The sequence below is a fragment of the Trinickia sp. genome (assembly GCF_035492435.1).
Taxonomy (GTDB): Bacteria; Pseudomonadota; Gammaproteobacteria; order Burkholderiales; family Burkholderiaceae; genus Trinickia.
Map to the genome: position 1 here is coordinate 1 of NZ_DATJJF010000148.1, position 8,502 is coordinate 8,502.

The 8,502-nt window shown below is 59.0% G+C and carries 7 protein-coding genes and 1 pseudogene; 2 read left to right on the forward strand and 6 right to left on the reverse strand.

Going from position 1 to position 8,502, the window contains the following annotated elements; translation table 11 throughout:
- A pseudogene (locus VL598_RS11360) lies at positions 1-233 on the forward strand (heavy metal translocating P-type ATPase); the annotation flags it as partial.
- Between the two features lie 48 nt (positions 234-281).
- Here the strand turns inward: VL598_RS11360 and VL598_RS11365 are convergent.
- From VL598_RS11365 to VL598_RS11390, 6 genes are all read right to left on the reverse strand, one after another.
- The gene (locus tag VL598_RS11365) at positions 282-1,856 is read right to left on the reverse strand and encodes an amidase (RefSeq protein WP_325326819.1); all 1,575 of its coding nucleotides are present in this window, start codon (positions 1,854-1,856) and stop codon (positions 282-284) included.
- 76 nt (positions 1,857-1,932) lie between these two features.
- Positions 1,933-3,504, reverse strand: coding sequence for a methyl-accepting chemotaxis protein (locus VL598_RS11370; protein WP_325326820.1), 1,572 nt, complete (start codon positions 3,502-3,504; stop codon positions 1,933-1,935).
- 352 nt (positions 3,505-3,856) lie between these two features.
- Positions 3,857-4,471, reverse strand: a complete 615-nt coding sequence (locus tag VL598_RS11375; RefSeq protein WP_325326825.1) for a pyridoxamine 5'-phosphate oxidase family protein — start codon at positions 4,469-4,471, stop codon at positions 3,857-3,859.
- A gap of 166 nt (positions 4,472-4,637) precedes the next feature.
- The gene (locus VL598_RS11380; RefSeq protein ID WP_325326821.1) at positions 4,638-5,321 is read right to left on the reverse strand and encodes a response regulator transcription factor; all 684 of its coding nucleotides are present in this window, start codon (positions 5,319-5,321) and stop codon (positions 4,638-4,640) included.
- Positions 5,322-5,604: 283 nt separating this feature from the next.
- Complete coding sequence (locus VL598_RS11385; protein WP_325326822.1) at positions 5,605-7,086, reverse strand: YncE family protein; 1,482 nt, start codon at positions 7,084-7,086, stop codon at positions 5,605-5,607.
- A complete protein-coding gene (locus VL598_RS11390) occupies positions 7,086-7,571 on the reverse strand; it encodes a DUF305 domain-containing protein (protein WP_325326823.1) in 486 nt (161 codons plus the stop codon). The genes VL598_RS11385 and VL598_RS11390 overlap by 1 nt, the downstream gene beginning before the upstream one ends.
- A 253-nt stretch (positions 7,572-7,824) precedes the next feature.
- Between VL598_RS11390 and VL598_RS11395 the strand changes: the two genes are divergently transcribed.
- Positions 7,825-8,502 (forward strand): transcriptional regulator (locus VL598_RS11395; protein ID WP_325326824.1); only part of this gene is annotated, 678 nt, incomplete at its 3' end.

Here is an 8,502-nt window from a genome sequence, read left to right on the forward strand (position 1 = left end):
GAGGTGACCCGGCGCTCATCGCAGACGCCATCGACATTTCGCGCCGCACCTATCGGAAGATCCAGCAGAATTTGTTCTGGGCCTTCGTCTACAACGTGGTGGGAGTGCCGCTGGCAGCGCTGGGGCTGCTAAGCCCCGTCGTTGCCGGTGCGGCGATGGCGTTCAGTAGCGTCAGCGTGGTGACCAACGCCCTCACCTTGCGGTGGTGGTCGCCGCAAGGCGAGCGTCGATGAGAGCACGCGAGCGGGCCTGCGCCATTTTCGCTCGGCCCGCAACCAACGTTATGCGTGAACAGGCGGACGCTTGAGGAAGAAGCCCGTCGCCTTTTGATGGGCGTGGGCAATTTGCAGCAGCCGCGCTTCCTGCCTGGAATTACCGATCAGCTGCATGCCGACCGGCAGCCCGTTCGAATCGAAGCCGCTTTGCGTCGAGAGAGCGGGCAAACCCGTCCAGCTAATCGGCAACATGAACTCTCTGCCGCGGTCATACGCCGGACCGCCGGCCGCCAAGACGGGCGCAGTCGTCGGCATAGTCGGCGTGATCAGTGCGTCGACTTGTGAGAATGCGTCCTTGAACTGCGCCAACAATTGCGTGCGCGCCGTTAGCGCTTGCTCGTACTGCTCGCGCGAGATCTTTTCTCCCTTCGCGAGGTCGTTGCGAACGATCTCCCCGAACTGCGTCTTGTCTGCGGCCGCACGGTAGCGATCGCCGATGATCTCGTTGAACTCGTAAAGGAGAATCGTAAAGAGCGCCGAAAAGTCGAGCGGCTTGGCCAGCAAAGGGATATTCACGCGGACGATTTGAGCGCCCTCGCCTTGCAGCGTGCGTACCGAAGCTTCCACCGCCTTCGCGACGTCCGGATCGACATCCCTGAACGAGTAGTTCTCAACGATGCCGAGCTTAAGACCCTTCACACCGGCGTCGATATGCTTGCCGAAATTTTCCTGCGGCGCGTTCAACGAGTTTTTGTAAGTCGGATCGTAGCCGGCCATGGCCGTCAACATGAGCGCGACATCTTCGGCGCTGTGCGCAATAGGACCGGCGCAATCGAGGCTGTACGAGCGAGGAAAAACCCCGGTCAGGCTGACGCGGCCGAAGGTCGGGCGGATACCCGTCAGTCCGTTCCAGCACGAGGGCACGCGAATCGAGCCGCCCGTGTCGGAGCCCGTTCCCGCGAGGCACAAACCCGCCGCTACGGCGGCGCCGGTGCCGCTCGAAGAACCGCCCGGAGAGCGCTCGACGTTCCACGGATTGTGAATATTACCGAAGAACTCGTTCGTCCCGGTAATGCCTGCGGCGAACTCGTTCATGTTTGTTTTGCCGAGCGTCACCGCACCTGCAGCGGCGAGGCGGCTCACCACCGCTGCGTCGTCGTTCGGCACACGATCGCGGAAAAACGCCGTGCCGACCGCCGTCCGAATACCCTTTGTGTCGTAGAGATCCTTATGGACGATAGGGATGCCATGCAGCGGCCCGCGGTCTTTGCCCGCGCGCAACTCGCGATCGCGTTCGCGCGCTTCGCTAAGCGCCCTGTCGCGCGTCACCGTAACGAAGGCATTCAGAGTGGGTTGCAACCGGCCGATTGCCTGCAAATAGGCTTGCGTGAGCTCTTCCGATGAATACTTCCCGCTGCGTAACGCACGTCCCGCTTCGGCAATACTTTGCGGCAGTTCGTCTGCGCTCGGCACGGTCTCGGCCGCACCGGATGCGCCAGCCGGCTGTGCAAACGCATAAGCGCCGGACACGGGCGCGATCGCGCTCGCGGCGCCAGCCGCGACAAGACCTCGGAGCACGCGACGCCGGGTGAGAGATGCGGGATCATCAAGGGCGATGAACTCGCTAAGGGAAGAACGCATTTCCATGACAAGCAGACAAAAAAAGGACTAGGACTGTACTTCGATGGGTCGAAGCGCAAAGGGAGCGCGGTTTTGCTTACATTGCGAGAGCGCTTGCTCGCGAGCCAGTATCGACGTGGAAGGCGGCGATCGCTTGCCGCAGGCGCTGCGCTTGATCCTGCAGCGAGCTGCCCGCTGCCGCAACCTGTTCGACCAGTGCCGCGTTTTGTTGCGTAACCTGATCCATTTGCACGATAGCGCCGCCGACCTGCTCGATGCCTGTGCTTTGTTGATCGGAAGCGGCGGCGATCTCGGTCATGACGCTGGCCACACGGTCGATCACGCTCGTGATCTGCGTCATGGCATGGCCTGCTCGATCAGCGAGCGCGGCTCCTTTATCGACGTTGACGGCGGACGCGTCGATAAGCTCTTTGATTTCCTTGGCAGCCGCTGCTGAACGCTGAGCAAGCGTGCGCACTTCGGCTGCGACGACAGCGAAACCACGCCCCTGCTCACCGGCGCGCGCAGCTTCCACCGCGGCGTTGAGCGCGAGAATGTTGGTCTGGAATGCGATGCCTTCGATGAGGGCGATGATGTCGGTCATCTGCTGGGAGCTACCCGCGATGGCATGCATGGTTTCGACAACTTCGCCGACCACGCCCTCCCCCTTCGCAGCCTCGGCCGACGCCTCTTTGGCGAGCCGACTGGCTTCGCGCGCGTTGTCGGTATTCTGCTTGACCGTCGCCGTGAGCTCTTCCATGCTCGACGCAGTTTGTTCGAGCGAAGCCGCTTGTTCTTCCGTTCGCTGCGACAAATCGAGGTTGCCGTTAGCGATCTGGACCGACGCCGACGCGATCGAACCGGCCGCGGTCTGTACATTGCTCACGGCGTTTGTCAGCTGCTCGTTCATCTCCTTCAAGGAGTGCATGAGCTCGCCCATCTCGTCTTTTGACGATACGACGATTCGGCTCGTGAGATCGCCGCGTGCAACCTTTTGCGCTATTTTCACGGCCTCGCCGACCGGGCGCGTAATGCTGCGCGTGACAGCGTAAGCGAACGCAATGCTGATAGCGATAATGATCGCTGACAACACCCCGATGAGCATGCGAGCGGAGTCGACGGTCGTTGCTGCGTTGAGATTGCCGGCCTCCATCATCTTTCTTTCGTAATCGACGAGGTTGGCCTGCGACTGCAAGAATTTGGTCATTGCCGGGATGCCTTGCTCGAGCATGACCTTCGCCGCGTCGTCATGCTGGCCCGCCGCCAGCAGCTTCGCCACCTCCGAGCGCGCGGCAACCCATGGGGTGCGCGCGTCACGCATGTCTGCAATCAGTTGCTTGCCAGTGGGATCGGTAACCAGCTTGTCAATTGTCGCTAGCGCTGCGGTCGTACCCGATGCTTGGGCTGCTATGCCTTGTTGAACGGCATTCACATTCGATGGGTCGGACGAAACAAAGAGCTGTTTGACGTAGCTCGCCGTGGCGGCCGTTTCTAGTTCGAGCGTGTACGCGGCGTCCGCGCTCATCCATGCAGTTTTATTTTCTTCGCTGATCTGACGGGCAGTGCTAAAACGAAGGAGTGTGACGACAACAAGTACAAACAACAGCAACAGCAAGCAGCCAAAACCAACGGCGAGGCGCGTGCCGATGCGTAAATTCTGGAATGACACGGTGATCCTTTAACTGTTGATACGACGCTCGTCCTGAGCGGTGATGCAATTAACGGCCCGACAATATAGCAGATGATTATGCGAAATACGCACGCATTGTCAGCGGCTTGGCTGAGTCGCGAAGTTTGATTGACGAGCTCGCGACTTTTGTAGTGGCGATGCCCGAGAAGGGCACGAGCTTAGGTGAGAGCCAATTTCTGGCTCTGTGGGGTGGCATGAGGCACAACTTCAGCTAAAAAACTATGCCCGGCGATTATCGGCGCCGCTTAATTGATTTCGAATGCTGCCGACCTTTGCGCGCGCGTTGATTCTGCAACGCGCTCTGCAAATCCACACAGGCTAGCCGGGCCTATTAATACAATCCCGAGGCAATTCTTCCAGGCAGATCGCGGTCGTAAGCTTCGGCATCGAAATCGCCGCCCCTCAAACGCCGAATGATTGCGCCAGTGCTCGGTAGCTCGGAACGTGAAATTTGCCGCTCGGGATCCCAAAGGCCCGATCGGACGATCGCCTTTGAGCAGTGGAAGTAGGCTGCATCGACGTTGACGACGATGACAGTTCGCGGTTGCTTTTTCTGGATCTCGAACCGTGCGAGCAGTTCTGGGTCGACCGATATGTGCGCCCGGCCGTTAACTCTTAGCGTCTCCCCGATGCCTGGAATCAGGAATAGCAACGAAACGCGCGGGTCAACGATGATGTTGCGCAGATTGTCGATCCGGTTGTTACCAGGCCGATCCGGAAGCGCCAGCGTCTTTTCATCGAGAATCGCCACAAAGCCTGACGGATCGCCCTTCGGTGAGCAATCTGTTCCGTTCGGCCCGACAGATGCGAGGATGGCAAAAGGCGACGCACGTACGAATGCTTGGTAGTCCTCGTTGAGATGATCGATCTCCTTCCAGATCGAACGCTCATGCGGCGGCCCATAGATCGACTCAAGTTGCTCTACGGTGGTGATGGAATGCAAGATCGGCCTCCTCGATGAAATGTCACGGCATAACCCTGTTGCTCGTCGCGTGACGTCGCATTATCGCCCTTACCGCCATGATTCGCACATGTCCCGAGTAGTACTCCAACACCTGCCACGGCGTACGATGCCTACTCAACATGGGAAGCGGCGATCAACGACAGGAGCTTCAGCCGAACCGGTAGCCTGCGCCTCGAATAGTCCGAATAGGTTCCACGCCCAGCGAACTCAACTTCCGGCGCAGGTGTCCCACATGCACATCGATCACGTTCGTGCCGGGGTCGAACCGACGATCGAATACCGCATCCAAGATCATTGTCCGCGTCAGAACTTCCCCGGTATGCATCATCATGTACTCGAGTAGGCGGAATTCGGTGTGCCGTAAATCAAGATGTCTTTTTTGATGGATTACGGTGCGCCTGATGAGATCAAGTTCTAACTCGCCGCGAATGCATTTTGTTGTCTCGTCGGCTGACAGCCCGCGCATAACGGATTGTCTGCGCAACAGCACTTCAACGCGCACCAACATCTCCTCCCAAGAAAACGGTATCGAGATATAGTCGTCCGCGCCGGCACGCAAGCCTTCGATGGTCTGCTCGACATTGCAATCAGAACTCATCATCAGCATCGGTGCATGGATGCCGAGGCGGCGCAGTGCGGCGACGACGATGATGCCGTCAAGATCGGGCAGTTCCCGGTCGAGAATCACGGCATCATATGTGCCGTTCGCCGCACGCTTCATGCCATTTTCAGCCGTAGTCGCCACATCGACGACAAAGCCGCTTGAGTTGAGTGTGCTTAGAACGTTCTGAACGACAAGTTCATCATTCTCTATAGTCAGTAGTTTGCACATATTCCCTCTCGTGTCCGCATTGGAACACCGCTTACTGACGATTGCGATTACACCCTGTACGGCTGAGGTCCACACCCACGACGAGATGGAAGGGCCCGCCCGAACGCATGCGTATGCGCGAAACATCAGATTCCGATGTCATAGAGTAAACACCGCCTGCTGCCAAGTTATTCCGCATTCCACGAAGACATCGCATTCGGGATCCGCACGATCGCCCCCATGATTAGGACTCCGAAATAGATGCATTTTGACTCCGCCATTGATACTGGCCGCGGCAAACGGTTCACAGAGACTGCTGCACCTGCACCGGGGCCCCTGGCTTGCCCGACACTTGCGGAGCAATCACGAGATAGCGGCGTTTGTCATCGGCCGTGGTCGCCCCTGGCGCAACCCATTGGCGAACCTGGCCGATCGCGTTCACGATGGCCGAGCCGGCGGGATTAGTCATGAAGTTCGCGAGCACTTGCACGTTACCGGTGCCATCGGCGTTATCGACAAGGCCCAGCACATAGGGCTGCTTCGGCTGCAAGCCGGTAACGGCAGCCTGGAGCACCTGCACGAGCCCCTGGTCGAACAATGCGACAGTCGTAGGTGCATTTGCGGCGTTCGCAGGCTTCCCCGCTTCCGCGCGCACCAGTGCAATCTGGACATTCTGCCCCGCCAGGCCGAGCGTCTGCAGGTTCTGCGTGCCCTCACCAACCGGTACCGCGTTCGGCACATAGGTGACCGCCTGCGGCGCCTGGCCAATGGGCACCGAAGCGACAACGGTGTTGGTCAGTGTATCGATCGCAGTCATCTCATCGGCGTTCTCGAGCCCGACATAGATGCGGCTACCGTCACCCGACGGCCATAGCCCATGCGGCAAGTTGCCGACAGGAATCACTGCGACCTGAGAAAAGTCATCGGTTCGGAACACCTTGACCACGTTCAAGCCCCCGACCGTCACGTACGCGAACATGCCCTTTGCGTTATGCACGATGTTCACGTGGTTCGTAATCGGGCCCGTGTCGAGCGTCTTGATGAGCTCAAATGGCGGCTTTGCGTTGAACACTTGGACTTTTCCCACATCCTTCAGCGTGAACCAGACTTGCTTGCCGTCCGGTGTTGCAGCGAGGTCTGGGCAGAAGGGGCTGGCCTGTTTGACTGTGCCGATGATCTTGTGGTCCGCAACGGTTATTACCTTGGTCTCCGGATTGAAAGACGAGCAGACATAACCGTACTTTCCATCCGGCGAGAAGATCTGCATACCGGGGCCCGCCGGAACGATGATGCGGCTTTTCTCCTCATACGTTTTCCCATCGAGTACCGCGACATAATTCTCACCTCGCACAGTAACCCAGACTTCCTTTCCATCAGGCGTGAAGAAAGCCTCATGAGGCGAGCGGCCAACGTAAGTGACATGCTTGACGGTGTTCGTCTGTGTATCGATGAATGAGACCGAGTTCGATCCGATGGACACAACCGCAATCGTGCGATGGTCCGGCGAGTAACCCATGCCATGCACGAGCAGTTGGCCCTTGTATAACGGGCTGAAATTGCCAGGCGTTGGATCACCAAGGCGAATCAAGCCGACCAGCTTGTTGTCCGACGGATCGAGCACTGACACCGTGTTCGAAAACTGCTCGGCGGCGTAGACGCGATCGCGATGGCTGACCGGGATGTCCGGATCGGACAGCGATCCGGGGGCCTGTCCAGCCACAGCGAGCTGGGCTGCGGCGAGCGCGAGCGCCGATAACGCGATGGCGCAAGTCGAATTGGGTTTCATCACGGCTCCTTTTGCGTCGGGTTCGGCATGCTCGTTGACATGCCGCGGTGAGACATCGAGGGGACGCTCGGTAAAGTTGGCTTTGGCTGATCGGGAGCCGGCACGGAAGGCGGCAGCGGCTGCCCGACGGCCATTCGCATGGCAGCAATTTCCTGCTGCTGTTCGACCACGATCTCCTGTGCGATGCGGCGCAATTGTTCGTTGTGCCCGTAGCGCAGGACGGCCTGGGCCATGTCGATGGCGCCTTGATGGTGAGGAACCATCATGGCGACGAAATCGCGATCGACATCGCCCGTTGGCTTCACGGACATGCCGTCCATCATCTTTGTCATGGCGGTATCGATTTCCGCCAGGAAACGTGCCTCGTCGGAAGGCGCAGCCTGCAACCCTGCAGTGAAGGCAGGCGAGTCGCAAAGCGCAGAGATCGCAAGTACAGTGACGACGCCCAGGATCGTTCGCCCGGTACGAAGAATTGGAACTCGCACGATGGTTCTCCCGTTGTGAGTTACACGTGTCTCATTGGAGTGAACGCGCCGGAGGCTTGGCCATTCCAAATACGTTCCTCATTTCACGCGGCAAAAAGTACGGAGCTGACCCTTTCAATCGATGATATGCAGTGGAACGACGCCTACCAAGTTTCGGTTCACTCTCGCGTTTCGATTGACCGTGGCGGAATAAATCGAATCGTTACCGTGTTTGCCTTTGCACAGCCCAGCCGACACTTGACTGATACCTGACATGGCAATTACGGACCCGCCCGATCATGCACTGCCCACGCAGACGGATATTGATGCGTCCGCAGATGGCGTCGTGGCAGCCGGGCGAGCGCAGCGTCTGCGCCACTTCTCTAACAATCGCTCGGATGAAGCGCGTCCGGTCGTTTTTTACAGCATCATCAACAAGCGATTGATGCGCGCGTTCCCACCAGTGGACGAGCCGATCGCGATTCGTTGGCAAACCGCACTGAAGCGGCTCATGCCGCACTCGCGCAGCGTTGCACTGCGCGCCTTCGTGGTGTTCGCGCTTGCGTTCGCCGCTTTGAGCGGATGGATTGTCGCGTTGCAAGCTTCAGATGAGGCGCTCGACGGTGCGGCAGTGATGACATTGGCGCGCGCATCGAGTCACTATCGCGATGCAACACCACCCGCGCCAGTAGCAACAGCTGGCACTGACCGTGTTGTCGCTCCCGACCTCGGGCCGGCGGGCCTACGGCTCGTAGAGAAACGGATCGTCACATTCGGCGCGATCTCGCGGGTATCCGAATTCATCTACATGAACAGAGCCAATCAGCCTGTCGTACTGTTGGTCGGCGTTGCGCTCACGGCCAAGGAACCGACACAGTGGGTGGCCCGCAGAGTCGGCAATATCCGACTGCTTACATGGGTGACGCAACACCAGCGCTACCTGCTGGCCGGC

Excerpts from the sequence above, each read along its gene's own strand:
- VL598_RS11385 (WP_325326822.1), bottom strand. The coding sequence starts at position 7,086 with ATGAAACCCAATTCGACTTGCGCCATCGCGTTATCGGCGCTCGCGCTC.
- VL598_RS11380 (WP_325326821.1), bottom strand. The coding sequence starts at position 5,321 with ATGTGCAAACTACTGACTATAGAGAATGATGAACTTGTCGTTCAGAAC.
- VL598_RS11365 (WP_325326819.1), bottom strand. The coding sequence starts at position 1,856 with ATGCGTTCTTCCCTTAGCGAGTTCATCGCCCTTGATGATCCCGCATCT.